The 23,500-nt window shown below is 63.4% G+C and carries 28 protein-coding genes, 1 tRNA gene and 1 pseudogene; 15 read left to right on the top strand and 15 right to left on the bottom strand.

Features of this window, described 5'->3' with window-relative positions:
- Positions 1–79: 79 nt before the first annotated feature.
- Positions 80–658, top strand: a complete 579-nt coding sequence (locus FJ943_RS02630; protein ID WP_140719653.1) for a GNAT family N-acetyltransferase — start codon at positions 80–82, stop codon at positions 656–658.
- Positions 659–731: 73 nt separating this feature from the next.
- Here FJ943_RS02630 and FJ943_RS02625 read toward each other — a convergent pair whose 3' ends face one another.
- Entirely contained in the window at positions 732–1,112 is a 381-nt protein-coding gene (locus FJ943_RS02625; protein ID WP_015314934.1) for a DUF2794 domain-containing protein, read from the bottom strand.
- Positions 1,113–1,639: 527 nt separating this feature from the next.
- Between FJ943_RS02625 and FJ943_RS02620 the strand changes: the two genes are divergently transcribed.
- From FJ943_RS02620 to FJ943_RS02595, 6 genes are read left to right on the top strand one after another with little or no spacing between them, the layout of a single operon-like run.
- Positions 1,640–2,299: an XRE family transcriptional regulator gene (locus FJ943_RS02620; RefSeq protein ID WP_140719651.1), complete on the top strand. Its 660-nt coding sequence runs from the start codon at positions 1,640–1,642 to the stop codon at positions 2,297–2,299.
- 35 nt (positions 2,300–2,334) lie between these two features.
- Positions 2,335–3,405, top strand: a complete 1,071-nt coding sequence (locus FJ943_RS02615) for an extracellular solute-binding protein (protein WP_181171355.1) — start codon at positions 2,335–2,337, stop codon at positions 3,403–3,405.
- Positions 3,406–3,428: 23 nt separating this feature from the next.
- Positions 3,429–4,292: an ABC transporter permease gene (locus FJ943_RS02610; protein WP_140719649.1), complete on the top strand. Its 864-nt coding sequence runs from the start codon at positions 3,429–3,431 to the stop codon at positions 4,290–4,292.
- A complete protein-coding gene (locus FJ943_RS02605) occupies positions 4,292–5,089 on the top strand; it encodes an ABC transporter permease (RefSeq protein WP_140719647.1) in 798 nt (265 codons plus the stop codon). Before FJ943_RS02610 ends, FJ943_RS02605 begins: the two co-directional genes overlap by 1 nt.
- A complete protein-coding gene (locus FJ943_RS02600) occupies positions 5,086–6,198 on the top strand; it encodes an ABC transporter ATP-binding protein (protein ID WP_140618235.1) in 1,113 nt (370 codons plus the stop codon). The genes FJ943_RS02605 and FJ943_RS02600 overlap by 4 nt, the downstream gene beginning before the upstream one ends.
- 21 nt (positions 6,199–6,219) lie before the next feature.
- Complete coding sequence (locus FJ943_RS02595; RefSeq protein ID WP_140719645.1) at positions 6,220–7,605, top strand: FAD-binding oxidoreductase; 1,386 nt, start codon at positions 6,220–6,222, stop codon at positions 7,603–7,605.
- Between the two features lie 58 nt (positions 7,606–7,663).
- Here the strand turns inward: FJ943_RS02595 and FJ943_RS02590 are convergent, their stop codons facing one another.
- Both FJ943_RS02590 and acnA read right to left on the bottom strand, forming a co-directional pair.
- On the bottom strand, positions 7,664–8,473 hold the full coding sequence (locus FJ943_RS02590; RefSeq protein ID WP_140719643.1) for a thioredoxin family protein: 810 nt from the start codon (positions 8,471–8,473) through the stop codon (positions 7,664–7,666).
- A gap of 383 nt (positions 8,474–8,856) precedes the next feature.
- On the bottom strand, positions 8,857–11,547 hold the full coding sequence (gene acnA / locus FJ943_RS02585) for an aconitate hydratase AcnA (protein WP_140719641.1): 2,691 nt from the start codon (positions 11,545–11,547) through the stop codon (positions 8,857–8,859).
- Positions 11,548–11,832: 285 nt separating this feature from the next.
- On the opposite strand from acnA, the gene ccmA reads away from it, so the two are divergent.
- The 4 genes from ccmA (at position 11,833) to FJ943_RS02565 (ending at position 14,026) form a co-directional block, all read left to right on the top strand.
- The gene (gene ccmA, locus FJ943_RS02580) at positions 11,833–12,441 is read left to right on the top strand and encodes a heme ABC exporter ATP-binding protein CcmA (protein ID WP_140719639.1); all 609 of its coding nucleotides are present in this window, start codon (positions 11,833–11,835) and stop codon (positions 12,439–12,441) included.
- Positions 12,442–12,490: 49 nt separating this feature from the next.
- Positions 12,491–13,156, top strand: coding sequence for a heme exporter protein CcmB (ccmB, locus tag FJ943_RS02575; protein WP_023774435.1), 666 nt, complete (start codon positions 12,491–12,493; stop codon positions 13,154–13,156).
- Positions 13,157–13,286: 130 nt separating this feature from the next.
- On the top strand, positions 13,287–13,454 hold the full coding sequence (gene ccmD, locus FJ943_RS02570) for a heme exporter protein CcmD (protein WP_015314923.1): 168 nt from the start codon (positions 13,287–13,289) through the stop codon (positions 13,452–13,454).
- The gene (locus FJ943_RS02565) at positions 13,451–14,026 is read left to right on the top strand and encodes a DsbE family thiol:disulfide interchange protein (protein ID WP_015314922.1); all 576 of its coding nucleotides are present in this window, start codon (positions 13,451–13,453) and stop codon (positions 14,024–14,026) included. Before ccmD ends, FJ943_RS02565 begins: the two co-directional genes overlap by 4 nt.
- Before the next feature lie 78 nt (positions 14,027–14,104).
- Here FJ943_RS02565 and FJ943_RS02560 read toward each other — a convergent pair whose 3' ends face one another.
- The 4 genes from FJ943_RS02560 to FJ943_RS02545 form a co-directional block, all read right to left on the bottom strand.
- Positions 14,105–14,344, bottom strand: coding sequence for a Trm112 family protein (locus tag FJ943_RS02560; RefSeq protein ID WP_140618229.1), 240 nt, complete (start codon positions 14,342–14,344; stop codon positions 14,105–14,107).
- A gap of 103 nt (positions 14,345–14,447) precedes the next feature.
- Positions 14,448–15,119 (bottom strand): LON peptidase substrate-binding domain-containing protein, encoded by a 672-nt coding sequence (locus FJ943_RS02555; RefSeq protein ID WP_015314920.1) that lies wholly within the window; start codon positions 15,117–15,119, stop codon positions 14,448–14,450.
- A gap of 106 nt (positions 15,120–15,225) precedes the next feature.
- Positions 15,226–16,239 carry a thioredoxin gene (gene trxA / locus FJ943_RS02550; RefSeq protein WP_140719637.1) on the bottom strand — a complete coding sequence of 338 codons (1,014 nt, stop codon included), beginning with the start codon at positions 16,237–16,239 and terminating at the stop codon, positions 15,226–15,228.
- Positions 16,240–16,323: 84 nt separating this feature from the next.
- Positions 16,324–16,821 carry a prolyl-tRNA synthetase associated domain-containing protein gene (locus FJ943_RS02545; RefSeq protein ID WP_140720352.1) on the bottom strand — a complete coding sequence of 166 codons (498 nt, stop codon included), beginning with the start codon at positions 16,819–16,821 and terminating at the stop codon, positions 16,324–16,326.
- A 212-nt stretch (positions 16,822–17,033) separates the two neighbouring features.
- Between FJ943_RS02545 and FJ943_RS02540 the strand changes: the two genes are divergently transcribed.
- Positions 17,034–17,108: transfer RNA gene (locus FJ943_RS02540), tRNA-Gly, on the top strand.
- Positions 17,109–17,202: 94 nt separating this feature from the next.
- Here the strand turns inward: FJ943_RS02540 and FJ943_RS02535 are convergent.
- Positions 17,203–17,496, bottom strand: coding sequence for an adenylate cyclase (locus FJ943_RS02535; RefSeq protein ID WP_140822921.1), 294 nt, complete (start codon positions 17,494–17,496; stop codon positions 17,203–17,205).
- A 196-nt stretch (positions 17,497–17,692) separates the two neighbouring features.
- Positions 17,693–18,442, bottom strand: a complete 750-nt coding sequence (locus FJ943_RS02530) for an outer membrane beta-barrel protein (RefSeq protein WP_140719635.1) — start codon at positions 18,440–18,442, stop codon at positions 17,693–17,695.
- A gap of 262 nt (positions 18,443–18,704) precedes the next feature.
- Between FJ943_RS02530 and FJ943_RS29865 the strand changes: the two are divergent.
- Positions 18,705–18,899: pseudogene (locus FJ943_RS29865) on the top strand (DJ-1/PfpI family protein); the annotation flags it as partial.
- Positions 18,900–18,954: 55 nt separating this feature from the next.
- Here FJ943_RS29865 and FJ943_RS29860 read toward each other — a convergent pair.
- Together FJ943_RS29860 and FJ943_RS02520 are read right to left on the bottom strand one after the other, a co-directional pair.
- Entirely contained in the window at positions 18,955–19,155 is a 201-nt protein-coding gene (locus tag FJ943_RS29860) for a DUF2934 domain-containing protein (RefSeq protein WP_140618224.1), read from the bottom strand.
- A 90-nt stretch (positions 19,156–19,245) separates the two neighbouring features.
- Positions 19,246–20,001, bottom strand: coding sequence for a SapC family protein (locus tag FJ943_RS02520; RefSeq protein WP_246671816.1), 756 nt, complete (start codon positions 19,999–20,001; stop codon positions 19,246–19,248).
- Positions 20,002–20,359: 358 nt separating this feature from the next.
- On the opposite strand from FJ943_RS02520, the gene FJ943_RS02515 reads away from it, so the two are divergent.
- Positions 20,360–20,635: a hypothetical protein gene (locus tag FJ943_RS02515; RefSeq protein ID WP_140719629.1), complete on the top strand. Its 276-nt coding sequence runs from the start codon at positions 20,360–20,362 to the stop codon at positions 20,633–20,635.
- Positions 20,636–20,702: 67 nt separating this feature from the next.
- Complete coding sequence (locus FJ943_RS02510; protein ID WP_140719627.1) at positions 20,703–21,281, top strand: 2OG-Fe(II) oxygenase; 579 nt, start codon at positions 20,703–20,705, stop codon at positions 21,279–21,281.
- 57 nt (positions 21,282–21,338) lie between these two features.
- Here FJ943_RS02510 and FJ943_RS02505 read toward each other — a convergent pair whose 3' ends face one another.
- From FJ943_RS02505 to FJ943_RS02490, 4 genes are read right to left on the bottom strand one after another with little or no spacing between them, the layout of a single operon-like run.
- Positions 21,339–21,803, bottom strand: a complete 465-nt coding sequence (locus FJ943_RS02505) for a GNAT family N-acetyltransferase (RefSeq protein ID WP_246671815.1) — start codon at positions 21,801–21,803, stop codon at positions 21,339–21,341.
- A 58-nt stretch (positions 21,804–21,861) separates the two neighbouring features.
- The gene (locus FJ943_RS02500; RefSeq protein ID WP_140719623.1) at positions 21,862–22,386 is read right to left on the bottom strand and encodes a tail fiber protein; all 525 of its coding nucleotides are present in this window, start codon (positions 22,384–22,386) and stop codon (positions 21,862–21,864) included.
- A gap of 9 nt (positions 22,387–22,395) precedes the next feature.
- Positions 22,396–22,899: a tail fiber protein gene (locus tag FJ943_RS02495; protein ID WP_140719621.1), complete on the bottom strand. Its 504-nt coding sequence runs from the start codon at positions 22,897–22,899 to the stop codon at positions 22,396–22,398.
- A gap of 12 nt (positions 22,900–22,911) precedes the next feature.
- Positions 22,912–23,418 carry a tail fiber protein gene (locus FJ943_RS02490; RefSeq protein WP_140720351.1) on the bottom strand — a complete coding sequence of 169 codons (507 nt, stop codon included), beginning with the start codon at positions 23,416–23,418 and terminating at the stop codon, positions 22,912–22,914.
- Between the last annotated feature and the right edge of the window lie 82 nt (positions 23,419–23,500).

Below are 23,500 nucleotides of genomic sequence, written 5' to 3'. Positions count from 1 at the left end.
AGGGCGGCCCAACGGCCGCCCTTTTCTTTTAAGCGGGCCTCTGCTGTTATCGAAAGCACAAAAGAGGCTTGCATAAAGAATGAGCAACATCGCGATCAGGCCGGCGACCCCGGCCGACCTCGACGCCATAACCGAAATCTACGCCGATGCGGTCGCCAACGGCACGGCGAGCTATGAACTGGAGCCGCCTAGCCGCACCGAGATGGGGACGCGATTCGCCGCACTCGCGGCCGGCGGCTTTCCCTATCTGGTGGCGGAAAAGGCAGGCGCCGTGCTTGGCTATGCCTATGCCGGCGCCTTCCGGCCGCGCCCGGCCTATCGCTTCATCGTCGAGGATTCGGTCTATGTCGCGCCTGACGCCAAGGGCCAGGGTGTCGGCCTGAAGCTGATGCAAAGCCTGGTCGCGGCGGTCGAGGCGGCGGGCTTTCGCCAGATCGTCGCGGTGATCGGCGATGGCCGCGCCGACAGCGCCTCGGTCAGGTTGCACGAGAAGCTCGGCTTCCGTCATTCCGGCCGCCTCGAAGGCTCCGGCTACAAGCACGGGCGCTGGTTGGACACGGTATTCATGCAGCTGTCGCTCAACGCCGGGGCATCGCTGCCACCTGATCCGGATTCGCTGCCGGAGCGGAAGTTCCGGCAGGGGGAACTGAAGAATTGAGGAATTTGACACGCGGCGCCTGACGTAAGCGCCCCTTGTCCTTCGTTCCTCAATTCTTCAGTTCGCATTTACCCTATACCAGCTTCAGCTTGCTGTCGAAGACGCCGAGCACGCGGCCAAGCTCCTGGCCGCGTTTGAGGATGCGCCCGCCCGCCGCGATGACGGCGAAGGCGCCTTGCTTGCGCGCCAGTTTCGGATCCTTGACGATCTGGAACAGCGGCACTTCGCTGGCACGGCGGAAGACGGAAAAGACAGCGCGGTCGGTGAGGTGATCGATGGCGTAGTCGCGCCATTCATTGGCCGCGACCATGCGTCCGTAAAGCCTGAGGATCTGGTCCAGTTCGCGCCGGTCGAAGCGGACCGGCTGGTCGAGGCGTGCGCTGCGCGCCTCGTGCAGCGGGATCAATATTGCGGATGCGTCTCCATCCCCCATCCCGCCGCCGTCATCGATCATGCCTGCCTCGATCCTTCAAAATGAATCTTTGCCAACCAAAGTTGGCCCCTTCGCATCGCAATTGCAAGAGCCGGAGAAGCGAAGGCAGCGGCGCGCCGTTTCCGTTGCGTCCAGTCACGTTTGTGAAACGCGTGTTGGAATTGGTGATGCTTCGCCACATTTCCGCCTTTTTTTATCCGCGCTCCTGCCCCAATGTCCGACGAATTTACCGGCGTTGCCTGAGACGGTTCGGTCCGGCACCGGCTCGTAAACCCCAAGCCCCCCGCCCACGGGTCTGCGTCGGATCGAACCAACCTCGGCCTTTCCTCGGAAAAGCCAGGTGCGACGATCCCAAAACCTAAATGACCGACGTCAGAAGCAAGCTGACGTCGGTTTTTTCGTTTTTGGGCCTTGCACCCGGGACTGCGCGCGCCGGTATCGGCGTAGGGCCGAAAGCGGCCAACCCCGCGTCGCCATTCAATTCTGCCGACCGTGCTTGCCATTTTCCGTTTCACTTAATAGGGTGTTAAGTGGAAACGGAGACGACAATGCCACACGCATCGGACTCCCCAGTAAAACAGTTGAATGGCGGGGCGGCCGTGCCGGAGGCCGGCGGCGTCGGCCCCCGTATCAAGGCACTGCGCACGGCGCGGCGCGTCTCGCTGCGCCAGCTTGCCGACATGACGGGCACCACGGCGAGCTTCATCAGCCAGCTCGAGCGCAATCTGTGCGGCGCCAACACCGGCACGCTGCTCAAGATCGCCGCCGCTCTCGATCTCGGCATCAACGATCTGTTCGAGGACAATGCCCGTCCCCTGCACAAGGTGCTGAGGCGCGAGGAGCGGCCGGTCGTTCCGGTCGGCCTCCAAGGCCGCAAGATGCTCCTGTCGCGGCGGCCGATCCGTCAATTCGAAGTCTATGCCGGTCATTTCGAGGTTGGCGGCTCGACCGGCGACGAGACCTATGTGCATGGCGGCGAGCATGAAATGTTCATGGTGCTCAAGGGCACCGTCGAACTGACGCTTGCCGACGAGCGCCATCTGATGCGCGAGGGCGACAGCGTCGAATACGCAACCTCGGTGCCGCACCGGACCGTCAATGTCGGCGACACGCCGGCCGAGGTGCTCTGGATCATCGCGCCGCCGACGGCCGGCGCGCTCGAACTCGATCGATACAGGCCCGGAAACCGCTCGCATCCGGGTGAATGAAAACAATGCGAGTTCTGCAAATGGGAGAGATGATCATGAAACTGAGATTTGGACATGCGGCGGCCGTCGCCGTGCTTATGGCGGCGACCGCCGCGCTCGCGCAATCCAAGCCGGTGGCGGGAGAGGTCGCCGAAGGCTCGCTGAAGGGCAAGACGCTGACCCTCGTTTCCTATGGCGGCATCTACCAGGACGGCCAGGCGGCGGCACTCAAGGAGTTCGTCGACAAGTCCGGCGTCAAGCTGCTCAATGACGGCCCGACGGAGATCGCCAAACTGCAGGCGCAGGTCGAGTCCGGCAATGTGACCTGGGACGTCGTCGATACCGACGACCTGCCGCCCTATGTCTATTGCGGCAAGCTGTTCCAGAAGCTCGATCTGACGAAGCTCGACGTCTCGAAAATCCCGGAAGGCCAGGTCGGCGAATGCTCGGTGCCGGCGATGAACTACGGTGTCGTGCTGATGTACAACAAGGAAAAGTACGGGGATAATCCGCCCAAGAGCTGGGCCGACTTCTTCGATACCCAAAAATTCCCCGGCGTGCGTGGCATCGACGGCTCCGGCAGCCCGACCGGCGGCCTGCTGGAACAGGCTTTCAAGGTTGCCGGCGGCGATCCGAAGGCGATGACGGTGGCCGATATCGACAAGGCCATCGATGTGGTCCGCAAGCTCGGCCCCGACACGATCTTCTGGAAGACGGGTGCCGAATCGCAGCAGCTCGCCGAATCCGGCGAGGCCGACATGCTGATGATGTGGACGGGCCGCGCCATGACGGCGGTCAAGAACGGTGCCAAGTACGCGCCCGCCTGGCAGGATTGGCTGGTGGTGATGGACCAGATGACGATTCCGGTCGGCGTCAAGGATACGGATGCGTCCTACGCGCTGCTCAATGCCTATCTCGGCAAGCATGCCCAGGAGATATTGGCGGAGAAGACCTCCTACACGCCGATCAACAACGACGCGCAGCCCAAGGTCGACGCTTCTGTTGCCGCCTACCTGACCAATACGCCTGAACGCCAGAAGCAGGGCTACAAGCAGAACTTCAAGTTCTGGGTCCCGAACTTTGCGGTGGCGCAGGAGAAGTGGTCGGCGCTGATGGCCGGCAACTGACCGGCTGACGGGAAGCAAGGGCCGTGAGCGCGTCCGAGCCAACCATTCCGGCCGCCGAAAGGCGCTGGGCATGGCGGCCGTTCGCGCTCGCGTTGCCGGCCCTGGTCCTGCTTTTCGCGGTGATCGGCTATCCGCTGCTGACCATCGTGCTGCGCAGCCTGTCGGAACGGGAATGGGGAGCGCAGAACTATGTCTGGTTCTTCAGTGCGCCGATCAACCTTGTCGTGCTCCAGCGGACCTTCGTCATTTCGGCGTGGGTGACGCTGGTGTGCGTGGTTTGCGCTTATCCCTACGCCTATCTGATGACCACGGTCGGGCCCCCCGTTCGGCTGGTGCTGCTCTTGTGTGTGCTGATCCCGTTTTGGGTGAGCGGCGTGGTGCGCACCTTGTCCTGGGTTATCCTGCTCCAGGATTCAGGCGTCATCAACTCGGTCCTGCGGTCGCTCGGGCTCGGTGGCGTCAGGCTGATCCGCACCCAGACGGGCGTGGTCATCGGCATGGCGCAGGTGCTTTTGCCGTTCATGATCCTGCCGCTCTATTCGGTCATGAAAGGCATCGATCTCAGGCTGATGCGCGCGGCGCAAAGCCTTGGCGCGCGGCCGTCCCGCGCCTTCTTTACCATCTACCTGCCGCTGTCGCTGCCGGGCGTCTATGCCGGGGCGATCATCGTCTTCATCCTGGCGCTCGGCTTCTACATCACGCCGGCTTTGCTCGGCGGTCCGCGTTCGACCATGCTGTCCACCCTGGTGCAGACACAGGTGCTCAGCCTGCTGCAATGGGGCCGTGGCGGCGCCATGGGCGTGGTGCTGCTGGTCACGACCTTCGTGCTGCTGGCGCTCGCCGCGCCCGTCATGCGGTCCCGGTACCGGGAAGCGGAGCGGCGCTGATGGAGATGAAGCCGCTCACCCGCGTCATCCTCGGCCTTGTCTGCCTGCTGGTGGCCATATGGCTGGTGGCCCCGACGCTGGTCGTGGTGCCGATGTCGTTCAACGAGAACAAGTCGCTGGCGTTTCCGCCGCAGGGCTTTTCCTGGCAATGGTACCAGAATTTCGCCACCAACCCGGACTGGTCGAACAGCTTCCTCAATTCGCTGAAGGTCGCCTCGGTCGTTGCCGTGCTGGCAACGGTGCTCGGCACGCTTGCCGCCTTCGGCCTCGACCGCATGAAGGCGCGGCCGGCAAACCTGCTGCGCATGCTGATGTTGACACCGATGGTGGTGCCGGGCGTGGTGCTGGCCATCGGCATCTACGCGGTCTATCTCGATACGCGGCTTGTCGGCACGCTGCTCGGCTTCGTGCTAGCTCACACCATCCTTGCACTGCCCTTCGTGCTGATTGCCGTCTCGGCCAATCTCGAAGTTTTCGACAGGCGGCTCGAGACAGCCGCGGCGAGCCTCGGCGCCAGCGCGCTCACCACCTTCCGCACGGTGACGCTGCCGCTGATTGCACCCGGCGTGCTGTCGGGCCTGCTGTTCGCCTTCGCCACCTCCTTCGATGAGATCGTCGTGTCGCTGTTCATCACCAATCCCTACCTCAAGACATTGCCGGTGCAGATCTTCGCTTCCATCACGCGCGACGCCGACCCGACGGTCGCGGCCGTCGGCACGATCCTGTTGTTTGCCACCACGATCCTGATCGGCGGCGGCATGCTTCTTCTTGGCCGCGAGCGGAAAGGACGCCAATGACCCCGGGGCAAGACAGCAGGGGCGCGGCGATCGATCTCAGGTCGATCAGCAAGGCCTATGGCAGCTTCAAGGCGCTGGACGGCGTGTCGCTGCACATCGAGGCCGGCGAGTTCATGACGCTGCTTGGACCAAGCGGCTCCGGCAAGACGACGACGCTCAACGTCGTCGCCGGCTTCACCGAGGCCAGTTCCGGCGCGCTGGAAGTGGGCGGCAAGAGCGTCGTCGGCGTGCCGGCGCACAAGCGCAACATCGGCGTCGTCTTCCAGCATTACGCGCTGTTTCCCCATATGACGGTGAGCCGCAACGTCGCCTATCCGCTCGCCTTGCGCGGCGTGGCGGGAGCCGAGCGCGAACGCCGCGTGCGCCAGGCGCTCGACATGGTCAAGATGGCGGATTTCGGCCATCGCTTCCCCAGCGAGCTTTCGGGCGGCCAGCAGCAGCGCGTGGCGCTGGCCCGCGCCATCGTCTTCGATCCGCCGCTGCTGTTGATGGACGAGCCGCTCGGCGCACTCGACAAGAAACTGCGCGAATGGCTGCAGCTCGAGATCAAGCGCATCCACCGCGAACTCGGCACCACTTTCGTCTATGTAACGCACGATCAGGAAGAGGCGCTGGTGCTGTCGGATCGCATCGCCGTGTTCAACCGGGGCCGCATCGAACAGATCGGTACCGGGCGCGAGCTGTATGATGAACCGGCGACGCTGTTCGTTGGCAAGTTTATCGGCGATTCCACCGTGCTGCGCGGGGCCGCCGCCACCTCGGGCCAGGAGACGGCGATCGAAATATCAGGCCAGACGGTGACAACCGCCAAGCGTCTCGCCAATGGCGGCAGGCCGGTCATGCTGCTGCGCCCCGAAAAGCTGGCGCTCGCCCGCCCTGGTGCTGGCGGCGACGGCCGCAACCGGCTCACGGGCCGTATCGGCGAAGCCATCTATCTCGGCTCCGGCTCAAAATACGAGGTCGACCTGGCCGACGGCTCGAAAGCCATCGTGCGCTCGACGCTGGAAGCAGACAGTTTCGCCATCGGAGACGAGGTCGAGGTGCTGTTCGCCGGCGCCGACGTGAAGCTGCTCGCCGACGACGACAAGGCTGACCTGACGCTCACCTGATTTCGGAACGGATTTCAAAAAATGCAAGCCAAGCACAATGGCGACGTGTCGTTCTGGTATGCCGATATCGGCGGCGTGCCGGCCTACCGGCCGTCCTTGCCCGGCGACATCGAGGCAGATGTCTGCATCGTCGGCGCCGGCTACACCGGCCTGTGGACCGCCTATTATCTGAAGAAGGCGCAGCCTGCGCTGCGCATCGCCATCGTCGAAAAAGAGTTCGCGGGCTTCGGCGCGTCGGGCCGCAATGGCGGCTGGCTCTCGGGCGGCTTCAGCTGGTCGCGCGAGAAATACGCAAAGACCTCCTCGCGCGGCGCGGTGATCGACATGCAGCGCGCCATGTTCGGCACGGTCGATGAGGTGATCGCGGTGACGGAAGCCGAAGGCATCGACGCCGATATCCGGCGCGTCGACAACATCACCGTCGCCACCAACGCGGCACAATTGCAGCGTGCCAGGGCCGAATACGAGGAGCTGCTGCGCTGGGAGATGCCGCCGGAGCGGCTGGCCTTCCTCGACGCGCCGGAGGCGCGCCAGCGCATCGCCATCGACAAGGTGCTGGGCGCCTTCGTCGTGCGCAACGTCGCGCGTGTCCAGCCGGCGAAGCTGGTGCAAGGCCTGGCGGCGGCTGTCGAGCGGCTTGGCGTGCCGATCTACGAGCAGACGCAGGTGCTGGCGATCGAGAAGGGCAAGATCACCACCAGCAGAGGCATCGTGCGGGCAGGGAAGATCATCCGCGCCACCGAAGGCTTCACGGCTGGCATTCCCGGCTACGAGCGTCTCTGGCTGCCGCTGAACAGCGCCATCGTGGTGACCGAGAAGCTGCCGCAAGAACTGTGGGACCAGATCGGCTGGAACGGTTACGAAGTGCTGGGCGATGCCGCCCACACCTATTGCTACGCGCAGCGCACGCGCGAAGGCCGCATCGCCATGGGCGGCCGTGGCGTGCCCTACCGCTTCGGTTCGCGCACCGATGCGCGCGGCCGGACCCAGCAGGCGACCATCGACCAGTTGCATGAGGTGCTGACCAGGCTGTTGCCGCAGACCAAAGGCTTGCGTCTCGACCATGCCTGGTGCGGGACGCTTGGCGTACCGCGCGACTGGTGCACCACTTCAGGCTTCGACCGGGAAAGCGGCATCGGCTGGGCCGGCGGCTATGTCGGGCTCGGGGTTTCCAGTTCCAACCTGTCAGGCCGCACCTTGCGCGATCTCGTGCTCGGCCACGACACCGAGCTGACCCGGCTGCCCTGGGTCAACCGCACGGTCAAGAAATGGGAACCGGAACCACTGCGCTGGCTCGGCGTGCACACAATGTACCAGCTCTATCGCATCGCCGACCGGCGTGAAGCAAACGGCCTTGGGCGGACCTCACGCCTTGCGGCCTTCGCCGATCGCCTGACCGGACACTGAAAGCATTCGAGCAGGATATGTAGCGATTTCCGTCTGGAATTGCGCCGAACCCGTGACGTTACAGCTTACGATCGAGGGAGGTCTCGGATCCGGGTTTGTGGATGAAAGCCGCACCCAGGATGGGGCCTGGCAGGCCATCCTTGCCGACCGACTGCAAAAGCACGGCGCAGCCGCCTTTCTTGGTGATCTCGCTCAGCGGAAATTCGTAGCGCTGCGCCTTGCCATGCCACATGCCGGCGGTCTGGATCCCGGTGACCGCGTTCCAATAGGTCATCTTGCGGCCGGAGTTCTCGCCCTGGCCGATCTTTACCGTCTGCGGCGCGTCGAAATAGACGATGACGACATGGGCGTCGTTCGGGCCGGTGCCGGCGTCACCCGCGTCGATGATCACACGGTCGCCGGTGCGGCTGACCTTGATGGGCACACGCATGCCTTCGCCGGCACGGGCCATGCGGGCAAGCGCGCCGTCGACCTCACCGCGATTGGCGCCGTTGACATGCATGCGGCCGTTCAGGACGGCCTGCGGCGTATAGACCGAACGGCTGCTGAAATAGCGCATATAGTCATATTGCCGCTCGGTGTTTTCCTTGTGGCTCAGCGTGTCCTTCCAGCCGAGATAGTCCCAGTAATCGACGTGATAAGCGAGCGCGACAAGGTCTTGCCTTGTGGCGAGTTCGGCGAAGAACGCGTCCGCCGGCGGGCAGGAACTGCAGCCCTGGCTGGTGAACAGTTCGACCACGCCGAGCGGCCTGTCGGATTTTTCGGCCTGGGCCCTTTCGGGCTCGCTGGCATGCCCAGCGCCGGCAAAAGCCGAGAAGGCCAGCGCGAAGGCTGCCAGCCACAATGATCGTCGCGAGGCCATGACCATTCCAATTCCCGCCGGTGATGCCGGCTTTGTTCTGCTTTGCCGAAATATGTGGCAGAACGGGAAGTCAACGGGAAGTCACGTTGCGGTGAAATTTTACCGCTGCAATCGTGAGGTAAGGCCGCAATAGGAGCAGCCGCTGCATTTCAAGGCGTGGTTCGATTGAGCGGCGGCATCATCGCCATGCGGCAGGTTCTCCTCACCGCCATCGATCTCTATTGCGAACACACCGGCCCTGGACTTTGGTACGGGCCGTTCAATGCTTCGACGACCTTGCCTTCATCGCGGCAGGACTGTGCGGCATGCTGGTCTGCTGTGCCGCGGCAGGGGAGTAGCGAGTAGTGAGCAGGGGCGTCCCCTGCATCCCACTCGCTACTCACTGTTTTCTAGGCCGCCAGATCGCGCAGCACGTACTGCAAGATGCCGCCGTTCTTGAAGTAGTCGAGCTCATCCAGCGTATCGATGCGGCAGATGATCGGCACGTTCTTCACCGTGCCGTCGCCATAGGTGATCTTGGCGGTCATCGTCTGGCGCGGCTTGATCGCGCTCAATCCGTCGATCTCGACCAGCTCGTCGCCCTTGAGGTTGAGGGAAGCCCATGAGGTGCCTTCCTCGAAGACGAAGGGGATGACGCCCATGCCGACCAGGTTCGAACGATGGATGCGCTCGAAGGACTGGGCGATGACGGCACGGACACCGAGCAGGTTGGTGCCCTTTGCCGCCCAGTCGCGCGACGAGCCGTTGCCGTATTCGACGCCGGCGAAGATGACCAGCGGCACGCCTTCCTTCTTGTACTGCATCGCCGCGTCGTAGATCGATTCCTCTTCCTTGCTGGGATAATGGATGGTGTAGCCGCCCTCGCGGCCGTTCTCGCCCAGCATGTGGTTGCGGATGCGGATGTTGGCGAAGGTGCCACGCATCATCACCTCATGGTTGCCGCGCCGGGTACCGTACTGGTTGAAGTCGGCGACGCCGACGCCATGGTCGGTCAGGTATTTGCCGGCCGGCGAGGCGGCCTTGATCGAACCCGCCGGCGAGATGTGGTCGGTGGTGATCTTGTCGCCGAACAGGCCGAGCACGCGGGCGCCCTTGATGTCGCCGATCTTGCCGAAACCCGTGGTCATGCCGGCGAAGTAGGGCGGGTTCTGCACATAGGTCGAATTGTTGTCCCAGGCATAGGTCTGGCCTTCCGGCGCCTTGACGTTCTGCCAGTACTCGTCGCCCTTGAAGACGTCGGCATATTTGCGGGCGAACAGCTCGCGGGTGACGTTCTTCTCGATGAACTCCTGGATCTCGGCCGAGCTCGGCCAGATATCCTTGAGATAGACCGGATTGCCGTTCCTGTCGTCGCCGAGCGGCTCCGTGGTCAGGTCCTTGGTCACGGTGCCGGCCAGCGCATGCGCCACGACCAGCGGCGGCGACGCCAGGTAGTTCGCCTGCACGTCGGGCGAGACGCGGCCTTCGAAGTTGCGGTTGCCGGAGAGCACCGCGGCGGCAATCAGGCCCTTGTCGTTGATGGTTTTTGAGATCGGCGCCGGCAACGGGCCGGAATTGCCGATGCAGGTGGTGCAGCCGAAGCCGACCAGGTTGAAGCCGATCTGGTCGAGCTCCTTCTGCAGGCCCGACTTTTCCAGATATTCCGCCACCACCTGGCTGCCGGGGGCCAGCGAGGTTTTTACCCACGGCTTCTGCTTCAGGCCAAGGCGGTTGGCGTTGCGGGCAAGCAAGCCCGCGCCGATCAGCACTGATGGGTTCGAGGTGTTGGTGCAGGAGGTGATGGCGGCGATGACGACGTCGCCATGGCCGAGGTCATGATCGGTGCCTTCGACGGCATAGCGTTTGGAGATTTCCGCCGCCTTCTTGTATTCGGCGTCCATCGCCTTGGCGAAGCCGGCGGGAATGCCTTCCAGCGCGACACGGCCCTCGGGGCGCTTGGGGCCGGCCATCGACGGCACGACACTGTCCAGCTCCAGTTCGAGCAGGTCGGTGAAGACCGGGTCGGCGGAGCCGGCCTCGCGCCACATGCCTTGCGCCTTGGAATAGGCCTCGACCAGGGCGATGCGGTCCTCGCTGCGGCCCGACATTGTGAGATAGCGGATGGTTTCGGAATCGACCGGGAAGAAACCGCAGGTGGCGCCGTATTCGGGCGCCATGTTGCCGATCGTGGCGCGGTCGGCCAGCGTCATGTTGGACAGGCCGGGGCCGAAGAACTCGACGAACTTGCCGACGACGCCCTTCTTGCGCAGCATCTGGGTGACGGTCAGCACGAGGTCGGTGGCGGTGACGCCCTCCTTGAGCTTGCCGGTGAGGCGGAAGCCGATGACTTCCGGCAGCAGCATGGAAACCGGCTGGCCGAGCATGGCCGCCTCGGCCTCGATGCCGCCGACGCCCCAGCCGAGCACGCCAAGGCCGTTGATCATGGTGGTGTGCGAATCTGTGCCTACGCAGGTGTCGGGATAGGCGGTGGTTTCGCCGTCCTCGGTGTTGGTCCACACCACCTGGCCGAGATATTCGAGATTGACCTGATGGCAGATGCCGGTGCCGGGCGGCACGACGCGGAAATTGCGGAACGCCTGCTGGCCCCATTTCAGGAACTTGTAGCGCTCTTCGTTGCGCTCATATTCGAGCTCGACATTGCGGGCGAAGGCCATCGGCGTGCCGAACTCGTCGACGATGACGGAATGGTCGATGACAAGGTCGACCGGCACCAGCGGGTTGATCTTCTGCGGATCGCCGCCGAGCGACGCCATGGCGTCGCGCATGGCGGCGAGGTCGACCACGGCCGGGACGCCGGTGAAATCCTGCATCAGCACGCGGGCCGGGCGATAGGCGATTTCGACGCCGGCGGTGCCCTTGTCGGTCAGCCAGCCGGCCACCGCCTGGATGCTCTCCTTGGTGACGGAGCGGCCGTCCTCGTTGCGCAGCAGGTTTTCCAGCAGCACCTTCATCGAATAGGGCAGCTGGGCAATGCCGGTGAGGCCGTTCTTCTCGGCCTCGACGAGGTCGAAATAGACATACTCGGCGTCGCCCGCTTTCAGCGTGCGGCGGCAATTGAAACTGTCGAGGGATTTTGACACGTGCGATCCGTCCTTGTCTGTTCAGCCTGAAAGGGAACGGACGCCGATGGCATGCAATCACGCGCAAAGGTGCGGGTACGGCCATTTCCGCTGTCCGTTCCCAAGCAACCCGAGCCGTTCAAGGCGGCGCGTGCGCTGGTTCGGCGCTAATTCTGTTCCCGCGCCGACCGCTGGCACGGATGCCCCGCATATAGAGAATTTTCTGGAATAGTTCTAGACAGTTGCAGAGCAAATTTGTGCGATGCGGCAGCGCTCGCGAAACATTGATTTCAGGGCAGGCGAGGGATGCGGCTTATCGCCGAAAATCTGGGCGGCGAACGCGGCGGCGAGCCGGTTTTCTCCGGCATCGGCTTTGTCCTCGATCAGGGCCAGGCCCTGGTCGTCACCGGGCCGAACGGCTCGGGCAAATCGACCTTGCTCAGGATGGTCGCCGGGCTGCTGCCGAAAACCGAGGGCCGGCTGCTGCTCGAAGGCGGCGGCGACGAGTTCCCCTCGATCGGCTCGGCCTGCCACTATCTCGGCCACCAGAACGCGATGAAGACGGCGCTGAGCGTGACCGAGAATTTGCGCTTCTGGCGGGAGTTCCATGGCGAAGGCCGGCTCGATGTGGACGAGGCGCTGGAAACGGTCGGGCTCGGCGGCATCGGCCATTTGCCGTTCGGCTATCTCTCGACCGGGCAAAGGCGCCGCGCGACGATCGCGAAACTCTTGGTCAGCCATCGGCCGCTGTGGCTGCTCGACGAGCCGACGGCAGGGCTGGACAAGGCTTCGGAGGGAAGATTCGCGGGGCTGATGCGCGGGCATTGCGAGGAAGGCGGGATGATCGTGGCGGCGACGCATCTGCCGCTGGGATTGGAAGGGGCGAAAGAGTTGGCGATGGGGGAGGCCTTTTGATGACTGCACCCTACGGCGCCCCCCTTCTTCAACAGGGGACCACATCGTAATGTGGTCCCTCTTCCTGCGCGACATCCGCCTCTCGATCCGCGCCGGCGGCGGCGCGCTGACCGGCGTCATCTTCTTCCTCGCCGTCATCGCCACCATCCCTTTCGGCGTTGGGCCGGATCTCAAGCTGTTGGCCCGCATCGGTCCGGCGATCCTGTGGATCGGCGCGCTGCTTGCCTGCCTGCTCGGCCTCGACCGGCTGTTCCAGGCCGATCGCGAGGACGGTTCGCTCGATCTCCTGGTGCTCGGCAACGACCGGCATATGCTGGCGCTGACGGTGCTGGTGAAGTGCGTCGCGCATTGGGCGGGCAGCGTCCTGCCGCTGGTGGTCGCGGCCCCCCTGCTCGGCCTGTTCATGAACATGGAACCGTTGGCCATAGGCGCCACGGCGCTGACGCTGCTGGTCGGCACGCCGGCAATCACCTTCATCGGTGCCGTGGGCGCCGCGGTGGCGGTGGCGCTGCCGCGTGGCGGCCTCTTGATCTCGGTGCTGGTGCTGCCGCTGACCATACCGGTGCTGATCTTCGGCGTTTCGGCGAGCTATGGCGCGACGGCCAATCCCGATCCATTCCTGCAGCCCTTCCTCATTCTTGCCGCGCTGACGCTGTTTCTTGGTGTGCTGGGGCCGACCGCAGCGGCGCTGGCGCTGCGCCACGGCACCGATTGAGGCGCCAGAGGTCTGAAGGCTGCGGCGTGGCGGCCGATTGCGAAGCCGCCGGCGCGCGGCTAAGGGAAGACATGATCGAACGAGGCGGAAAGACCCGGCTGGAACGAGACGCGGCGATGGAGCGGCGCGCATGAGCGCGCATGCGCTCTACGTCGCGGCGGCCTACACGATCACCGCCGTGGCACTGGCCGGGCTGATCGGCTGGATCCTCATCGACCAGCGGGCGCGCAAGCGCGAACTCGCCGAACTCGAGGCGGCCGGCGTGCGCCGCCGTTCCGACAAGGCAGCCAAGTCATGAGCACAGGGACGGAAACGCCGGCCCGTCGCCGCCTGTTCGTATTTTTGCCGCTGCTGGTCTTCCTCGGACTGGCCGGACTGTTCCTGTCGCAGCTGTTGTCGGGACGCGATGTCTCGGAAGTGCCGTCGGCGCTCATCGGCCTGCCGGCGCCACAAACCAACTTGCCGCCCCTGGAGGGCAGCAATCTGCCCGGGCTCGATTCGAAAGCCTTCGCCGGCAAGGTCACGCTGGTCAACGTGTTTGCGTCCTGGTGCGCACCATGTCGGGAAGAGCACCCAGTGCTGCTGGCGCTGGCGCAGGACAAAAGGTTCGCGATGGCGGCGCTGAATTACAAGGACCGGCCGGAAAACGCCCGCCGCTTCCTCGGCGACCTTGGCAATCCGTTCCAGGCAATCGGCGTCGACGAAGCCGGCCGCACGGCGATCGACTGGGGTGTCTATGGCGTGCCGGAAACCTTCGTCATCGGCAAGGATGGCAAGATAGCCTACAAGCATGTCGGCCCGCTGACGCCAGAGTCCGCCAGGGAGCTTCTGCTGCCGCAGATCGACAAGGCACTGGCCAGGCCGAGCTGAGGCGACGTCGCGAAGACCTGATGTCCCTTGGTTTGTACACGTATATGGTTGAAGCGGAGCGGATGGCTCCGCGCCACCTCAATTCGGCCCACCTGGCCGTGGCGGCGACAGCACATCCTCGGCCGAGAGCACCCGCGCTTCCGAGGGCAGCATGATGGGGATGCCGTCGCGCACCGGGTAAGCGAGCTTGGCGACCCGCGAGACCAGCTCGCCGCGCTCGGGGTCCCAGGCCAGCGGCCCCTTGGTCAGCGGGCAGGCCAGGAGTTCCAGCAGCTTCGGGTCAACATTCGTCTTCTTTCCGTCGCGCCCGTCCGCCATTGGGTCCTCTTCCGGTTTCACGCCCAGCCTGTCAGCCAGGATGCAGGATCTGTCGAGATCGGTCGGGCCGTCATTTGCGGGCCGGCTGGATATCGACGCATTCCTACTGCAGGCTCGAGCCAAAATCCTCATTCTCGCGCGCCAGCGTCATCTCGGTGATGGCGATCAGCGTTTCGGCCCTGGTTTTCAGGTCCGCGGCCTCGAGCAATGCCTGCTTCTCGGCCGGTCCGTAGGGCGCCATCATCGACAGCGCGTTGACCAGCATGGCGTTTTCGGCGCGGCTGACGCTTTCCCAGTCGGCTTCCAGGTCATTGGCCTGCAGATAGGCGCGAAAGGCTCTGAGCAGCGCCGGCCGGTCGATTTCATCAGCCGCCTGCTCTTCGTCGAGATCGGCGAGGAAGGGCGCCGGCTTCGCCTGGCGGAACGGCGTCTTGACCGTCAGCTCGTGGGCGACGCGGAACCGGCACACGCCTTGCAGCGAGATCAGGTAGCGGCCGTCGCCGGTCTCGGAAAAGGCGATGATGCGACCGATGCAGCCGACGTTGCAAAGCTCCGGCTCGCCATCCTCGCGCAATGCGCCATTGAGGCCGGGCTGGATGACGCCGACGAGCCGCGAGCCGGCGACGGCCTCGTCCACCATCTGCAGGTAGCGCGGCTCGAAGATGTTGAGCGGCATGCGGCCGCCCGGCAGCAGCAGCGCGCCTTCGAGCGGAAAGAGCGGGATCGTCGATGGCAGATCCTTGGCGAGCCGGTAATGCGCGTTTCCCGCTTGCACCTCGTTCCTCCGATCGCTTCCCTTGCGAAGCGTCAATCCTGCCTTGTCCTATCTGGCGCACAGGCCTGGCGCCACAAGCCCTTGCGACAAAACAACCGTAACCGGCTCAGGAAAACAGCAATGCCGACAATTTGCGGCGCGCGGCAAGCGTCGCCTCGTCGGTCATGCCCCAGGCCTCGAACAGCTTCAGCAACTGCGTCCTGGCGCCATCCTCGTTCCAGCTCCGGTCGGCCTTGATGATGGCCAGCAGATTGTCGGCGGCCGCCGTGCGATCGCCCATGGCGTTCTGGATCATGGCCAGGTCGAAACGGGCCTGATGGTCCTTGGGGTTTTCCGCGAGCCGCCGCTCGAACTCGGCCGGATTGCCCAGCGCCGCCGCCTGCGCGGCCAGCGCGATCTTGGCGCGCAGGGCAGCCAGCGGCGGTGCGTCCTTCTTGGCCTCCGGCGCCGTTGCCAGGAGCGCTTCGGCACCCTCGGTATCGCCGGCCTCGAACAGCAGGTCGCCCAGCCCGCCAATCGCCTCGACCGTTTCCGGCGCCTGCGCCAGGATGCTATCGTAGATGTCGGCCGCGGTCTGCATGTCGCCGGCGTCGCGCGCCTCCGCCGCCGCGGCCAGGGCCTCGGCCACCGGCGGCGCGCCATTGCCCTTGCCGCCGACCTTGGTGATGAATTCGTTGATCTGGCTCTCGGGAATGGCGCCCATGAAGCCGTCGACCGGCTGGCCGTCCTTGAAGGCGATGACCGCCGGTATCGACTGGATGCCGAGCTGGCCGGCGATCGAGGGATGGTCGTCGATGTTCATCTTGACCAGCTTGACCCTGCCACCGGCGGCCTTGACCGCCTTTTCCAGCTGCGGAGTGAGCTGCTTGCAAGGTCCGCACCACGGCGCCCAGAAATCGACCAGCACCGGCTGGCGGCGCGATTCCTGGATGACGTCGGTTGCAAAGGCCGCGGTCGTCGTGTCCTTGATGACATCGCCTGTGGTGGTGGGGCCGGCGGCTGGGGGCGCGGACGTCTCGCCGAATCCGGCTTTGGGCTCGGTTCCGCCATACTGCACCGTGGTGGCATACTGGCCGCCCTTGTTTCCGAATGATCCGCCAAACGGATTGTTGTCGCTCATCTCGTCACCCTTTCGGTCGCGCGGCCGGCCCGTGGCCCGGCGCCCTGTCTCAATTGGAAATCGGCTTTGCCACCCATGTGGCGATCATGCCGAGACTTTCAAGATAGCAGCATCATGCCCGGTTGCCTCGACGAATCTGATGAGATCGGCGGCCGCGATCGATGTCGTCGCCTCGTTGGTCAGGGGATGCGCATTGATGACGGAATGGTCCATCAGATCCTTGTCGAGCACCAGTTTGACCCGGTTTTCCCTGTCGTTGACGATGCCGAACACCGTGACCGCCCCCGGCGTGACCCCCAGAAGCTCCATCAGCATTTCCGGCTTGCCGAACGAAACCCGGCTGGCGGCGCCGATCAGCTGATGTATCTGCTTGAGATCGACGACCGCATCCTCGCCGACGGTGACCAGGAAGAAATTGTCCTTCTTGTCCTTCAGGAACAGGTTCTTGGTGTGTCCGCCGGCGATCTCCCCGCGCAGCGCCTGCGAATCGGCAACCGTATAGAGCGGCGGGTGGCGTATCGTCGAAACCGCGATGCCAAGTTCGGCAAGAAAGGCCATCAGTTCAGCTTCGGTCTTCGGCATGGGTCTCTTCTTCATCGGTTTCTCGGCCTTGCCGTTTACGGCCAATGCGGCGGCCGACACAAGACCGTCGCGCCAGCGGCGAAGAAATCGGCGCGTCATGGGGCGGTTTGCCGGCATCGCTCGGAAGGTCGCAAAAAGCCTGCTATTTCCCTGTTGCAATCGCCGCGGTCTTCAGCCATATAGGCCCGGCTTGCGGCCAAGACGCCGTGTGAGCGGGTGTAGCTCAGGGGTAGAGCACAACCTTGCCAAGGTTGGGGTCGAGCGTTCGAATCGCTTCACCCGCTCCAGTTTCCTCAAGGGAATCAAGCATCGAAAAGCCGCGGAATTCCGCGGCTTTTTCGTTTCTGGCGGATTGAACCTCGACCGCCCAAGAGCCGGATGTCACTTATGGGACTGCTGGAAGCCGGCAACGTCGTACTGAGATACGCTCTTCGGGTTCTTGGAGTTCTGCGGCTGGGTGCCTGCGTAGTGTGTTCCCGCATTTCCGTCCGGATTGAAGGCCGAACCCGGCGCGGTGCTGGCATTGCCAGGCGTAACACTTCCTGTCTGAGCGGTGCCGATCGTTTGATCGGGTTGACCTTTCGTCCCCGTTACCGAGTGGACGTTGGCTGCCGAGGCCAGGCCGGCGGAGGTCATCAGCAAGCCCAGCACCACGGGGATAAGGTGATGTTTCATCATTGTTCTCCCAAAATCGGTTTGATTTCAGGGCGCTCGCGGTCTCAGAGCACCCGGCGAACAAAGACTGAAACGCTTTTCGGACGCCGTTCATCCCGAGCATCACGAATCTGTGATGTCGGGCGCTGCCGGCGTGGCCTGTCGCACAGGCGCCCTCCGTTGGGTGCACGGGAAATTCCTGCGCCGCTCGACTGGGCTACTGACCCATCCCGAACTTGTATGTGACGCGGGCCATGACGGCATCCACTTTGGCGTCGGTCCGATACGTCTCTGGGTTCGCTCCGATTGTGCCATCATCAAATACGTTGTTGCCGGTGCTGGTCTTGGACCCGAGATCGATGTGGGTGTAATCGACGCCAAGAGATAGGTTGTCGGTAATGGCATAGTCGATCCCGGCGCCGAGGGCATAGCCGCTTTGCCAGTCGTTCTTCTCGTATGTGACCAAGGCATCATTGTCCCGGGCCGTGAACTTGACTTTGCCGCCGGCATACCCGGCCTTTGCATAGATCAAGACACGATCGAAGGCATAACCAATGCGTCCGACGGCTGTAACGTAGTTGGAGATTTTACCGGTTTCAGTGTCGCTGTCTGGGAAATAGGGACTGACGATGGTCTTTTTGATGCCCGTGACGGTCCACGTCGCCTCGCCGCCCAGGACGATCTGGTTCCACTGATACTGTGCGCCTATGTGAGCGCCGCCAGCCACGCCGGCTTTGTTAAAGTCGAAACCTTCCGTGCCGGCAGGAACCAAGTCTGTGAAAAAACCGCCGGTCGGAAGCGTTTCGTCAGTTGCGGTGATGTCACCGTTTGCCACGCCAAGATGTGCGCCCGCGTAGATACCGCTCCAATCATAAGCCGAGCCGACAATTGGACCAGCTATATCGGCTGCCGACGCACCACTTGCGCTGAACCCGGCAACCGCAAGAATTGCAAGAAACTTGTACACTAATTCCTCCCGCTATCTGAACCCTCGATTGATAGAATACATCGGCGCCCGACATTTTTGTGTGCTATTTTAGCATCATCTGCTTCAAAATCTCGCCGGCTACATGAGAATATATTAGTGATGGCTAATTGAGCGCGGTAAGTAGCGATTGGGGAGTGGGGTACCGCAGTATCGGGTTGAGGTCATGCCGCCGGATCGGTTGTGTCATCGCGCATCGTCACGGCACGGTTACCGTTCAGAGCGGCAGAAGCACACGCTGGCCAGCCTGTCGCAGCACGGGGCGGATGACCACGATGCGCTCGTCCTGCCCGGCGGCGCCATCAACCCGGACCTGCTGCGGGTCGAGCAGAAGGCACTGGACTTCATCACATCGTTCTGGCCGGCCAAGAACGTCGCCGGCGCGATCCGCCATGCGCCCTGGCTTCTCGTGGAGACCGGGATCGCCAAGGGCCGCCGATCAGGGGCTCGTCACCAGCCGGTGATCTCGATGCGTTCTGCGACAAAGCGGAGCGTCAGTGTTTGGTACCCGCGCTGTCGCCAGCGGCATCCGCGCCTGGTTGCTTTCGTCCGGCGGTCAACCGACCGGACTCGAACTCCTCGACCGCCTTGTCCCAGCAGGCCTTCTCACGATCGGGCATCAAGCCTTCCCGTTCCCAGAGTTCGCGGGCCCGCTTGCTGATATGCGCGACACGTTCTTCCTGGCTGATCACCATGGCCGTCTTCCTTCCCTGAGGAAGCAACCGGACAGCGCCTGAAATGTTCCAATTTGGATGTCGTCGCCCTCGGCAGGTCCGGCGATGCCGTCAGGCACTCTTCGCGGTGTCCGCCTTGCGAAGCGACGCCTGGTGCACCAGCGAGGTCCAGCTGTTGGTCGAGGCGAGGTGGCAATAGAGCAGGCCGAGCGCGCCGGATTTTCTGAGGTCGAGGAAGGCCTCGTCGCTCAGTTTGTTGAAGGCCGCTTCGTCGATCACCTGGAAGTCGGTGAGGTTGAGCACTTCGCCGCCTTCCAGCGTCACCTTGCTCTGGCGCGGCGAAAACAGACCGTGCGCGTCGATCTTGTCGACCATCTCGCGGGTGGCCCTGAAATCGATCTGGAACTGGTTGCAGAAGGCGAGCGCCTGCCTGGTCGCCTCGGTCGGTTCGTTGCCGCCAAAGAACGGCAGCACCTTGTCGTCGCGGAAGGGCGCCATCAGCTGGTCGACGACACGGTCGCTCGCCCGGTCGACGCACAGCGTCAGCCGGCCAGCCGAGGTCGGATCCTCGGCCAGGATGAAAGGGTAGCGGCGGACATAGGCCGGGATGTAGTGCGGCGCGTTCCACTTGCCGTCGGCATCGACGAACAGGTTCTCGTCCTGGCGAACGCCGGTGATGATGACGGGCGCCTTGGCGGCGCCGATGAAGACGATCGGATAGGAGCGCATCGCCGCCGGCATCTCCGACGCCACCACCGGGATGGCGTGCGCCGAGCGCGCGAAGGAAAAGTCGCTGCGCGCGGTCAACCCCAGCGAGCCGTGCCGCGCCGGATTGAGCGCCTCCGGCCTGGAGTAGAAAAGCGGCATCGCATCGGCCCCTGCTGTCGCCGCCGTCCCTGTTTTCGCACCTTCAGCCATCGTCGGTCCTTTTTCTCCGGCAAGCCGATCAGGCCGGCCAATCCGCGTCCGGCGCCGGGTTCGTATCGAAACAATCCCATGCCGAAACAAAGTACTACAGTGTCACCGGCGCTCACAAAAGGATGCGTTGCTGTATTTTGGGGTTTGCGGCGACGAAATGTCTTGCGCGCCAGCGCTCCGCGCCGATGCGCCAATTCCGAGGAAAAGTGGTCGACGGTTTTCCTGGGAATTTTGGTCGGACAAAGAGCCCTGGACAGCCCGCGACGAAGCGGCGACAGTGCCGCGCAAACGGCTTCGAGGCGACAAAATGGCGGCGGCGGCGGATTTCGAACAGGCGATCGGACAGGCGTTCACCATAGAGACCGGAGCGGGACGGATCTCGCTCGAACTGAGCGCCGTCAACCGCATCGCGGCCAGCCCCCGCCCGGGCGGTGGTTTTTCACTGCTGTTCAGGGGGCCGCGTGAGATCGCGTTGCCGCAGGCGACCTACAGCCTTGCCGGCGCCGGCGGCATCCACGACATCTTCATCGTACCGGTAGCCGCCGACGCGACCGGTCGGACCTACGAGGCGGTGTTCAACTGATTTTCGGCGGTCCGGCCGGTCAGAGCGACGGCCAGATCACGGGCGGTTCGGAGGCGCGGCTCGACACATGATCGACCATATCGAAATCGCCGACATGTTTGACGAAGCAGCATGCAGCGCGCTGTGCGCGGAAATCCGCGAGGCCGGCGGTCGTCCGGCCGGCCTGCTGGGGCGTACTGACCAGAAACCGGCGTGGCCGGAAGTGCGCAGGGCCAGGCGCGCCGAGGTCTCGGAAGCGACCGAAGCACGGGTGAACGGTGTCTTGGCGCAGCAGAGGCCCGTCCTGGAACGGCATTTCGGGCTCGCGCTCGGCACTTGGGAAAGGCCCCAGTTCCTTCACTATCGCGAAGGCGATTTCTTCGTGCCGCACCAGGATGGCAACACGCCGCTCATCCACGACGAGTCCCGGTTCAGGAAGATCTCGGCAGTGCTCTTCCTGAACCGTCAATCGGACGATCCTTCGCCGGCAAACTATGCCGGCGGCTCGCTGGTTCTGCACGGCCCGTACAGCGGCCCGCACCTGCGGGTTGCCATGCCGGCGCTGCCGGGCACTCTGGTCGCCTTTCGTTCGGAAACGACGCACGAAGTCACCCCGGTGACGAGCGGCGAACGTTTCACCATCGTATCCTGGTATCGCGGCGCTTGACGGTGGCTCGGGAGCAATCGAGGACAAGTGTGAATTGGTTTTCAGCCCGGGATTGCGTCAAGACGAGGATGGTCGCACCATCAGGTCGTAGACGCCCTTGTCCTCGGCAACCGTGAAGCCCAGCCGCAGATAGAGCCGCATGGCCGGATTGTGCTTTTCGACATGGATGGAGACGGCCTTGCCGACGGCGCCTGCCTCGTCGATCAGGTCGGCCAGCAACGCCCTGCCGAACCCTCTGCCGCGAAACGCCGGCAGGAAGGTGATGTCGATGATGCGGTGCTCGCGCGGCCAGCGCTCGACATAGAGGCGGCCGATGTCCTCGCCGCCATGCGTCATCACCAGCCAGTCTGCATTGGGATAATATTTCTGGTAATGCGCGTGCTGCGCCTGGAACTGCATGTCGACGAACGCCGCCTTCTGGGCGTCGTCCCACGAGGTGAGCGCCAGTTCCTCGGCGCGGGTCGAGGCGTAGACGCCTGCGAGGAACGGCAGATCTGTCTCCGCTATGGGTCGAAAGGTCAAGCCAACGCCTGCCGCGCGTGCCCAGTCGGCGGCCCTGCCAATATCGTTCATCGACACATCAGGGGCGGGGCGGGAAGACGCCCTGCAGCGCGATGCAAAAGTTCAACGTGATATACGGCATCATGTTGTTGTGTGGCTGGCCACCGCCGGCCGGAGCGAGGGTCTGACCCGATAATGCCACAATGTTGGCCGCGGGCGTATAGGCATTTCCTTGCGCCGACTTTCCGAGCGCAGTGTTTGTAGGAACGTTCGAATTGGCGGAGAAATTGCCCGGCACGCTCTCCACTGTATGTGGGTGCAATGGCATTTCGCTCTCCAGCAGAGTGACCGTCTCGGAACCTCCCGTCTCGCCGAGATCGTGCAGCGAAAGACCGGGGCCCTGGCCAGGGTGCATGGGCGCATTGCCCTGCATGTTGGGCAGGGCAAAATTCGACTTGCCATCACCGCCGTAAGTGGTGCCAAGCAACGAAAAAAGAGCGGTGTTCTGTGAAAGCGGCAGGATCTGCCCGTCACAGAACGCCCAACCCTTGGGCGCAAAATTGAACGGGAAAATCCGGATTTCGGCGACGAACGGATCAGCCATGACGTCCTCTTAAGTCTGTGACGGGAAAATCCCGAATAGCGAGATGATGAAGTCCACGCACAGGTAGGGCTGGAAATTGGTGTGCGGCTGATTTCCACCGACGCCATTGATGAACTGCGGAGCCATCGGGATCGAAGGAACGGCGTTGATGAACACTTTGACCTGAGGCGACCTGCCGATAACGCTGTTGGCCGGATTCGGCGAATTCGCGGTATCGTTCGACGCCATGAAAAGGTGGCTGTGGGTCGGCATCTGGTTCACGTTCAAAGTGACTTCTTCGACGCCGCCGGTTTCTGCCAAGGTAAAGCCATTGCCCTGATGAATGGGAAGACGGCCACGCATATCGGGCAGCCCGAACGTGCTCTGGCCATCACCGCCATAAGTGGTGCCAATCAGGTTGAACAGCATGTCATATTCAGAAATGGGCAGCAATTGTCCTTCACAGAACATCCACCCGGCCGGCGGGAAATTGCCGGCAAAAATACGGATCTCACCGACATAAGGCTGTGCCATGGCGCGTCTCCGTCAAGTCTGAGATGGGAAGATGCCCTGCAGGGCGATGCAGAAGCTCAATGTCAGGAAAGGCTGCATGTTGGGATGCGCCTGGCTGCCGCCGACACTGCTCACGGTGTCCGGCCGCAAATTGGTGAGATTTTGTGTCGGTCCATAGAGCAGGTTGGGCGCCGAACCGCCCAGGAGATTCGCGGCCGGTATCAAGTCCGATCCGACATTGCCCGAGGCATTCGCCTGGTGTGTGTGGGAGGGCATTTCGGCGATTGTAAGCGTATGCGCCTGTTCGCCGCCACGTTCACCGAGGAAATGACCCATGCCTCCCGTATGGTTCGGCGTACGGCCGCGCATATCGGGCAGCGCGAAATTCACACGCCCGTCGCCACCGTACGTGGTGCCGAGCAGCGAAAACAGCGGCTGATTCTGGTTGATGGGCAGGAGTTGTCCATCGCACAGCGCCCATCCTTTCGGAGGGAAACCAAACGACATAATCCTGATTTCCGACAGAAAAGGCTCGGCCATCTGCGCCCCCCAAACATGAATTTGCTTTAGCCAAAAAGTATCCTTCCCCAAGGGAACTGTCCAGCAATTTTCGAATTCTTTC

The sequence above is a fragment of the Mesorhizobium sp. B2-3-10 genome, from assembly GCF_006442275.1.
In the GTDB taxonomy this organism is placed as follows: domain Bacteria; phylum Pseudomonadota; class Alphaproteobacteria; order Rhizobiales; family Rhizobiaceae; genus Mesorhizobium; species Mesorhizobium australicum.
The sequence above is the reverse complement of the archived record's forward strand: the minus strand, read 5'-3'. Positions and strand labels throughout refer to the sequence as shown.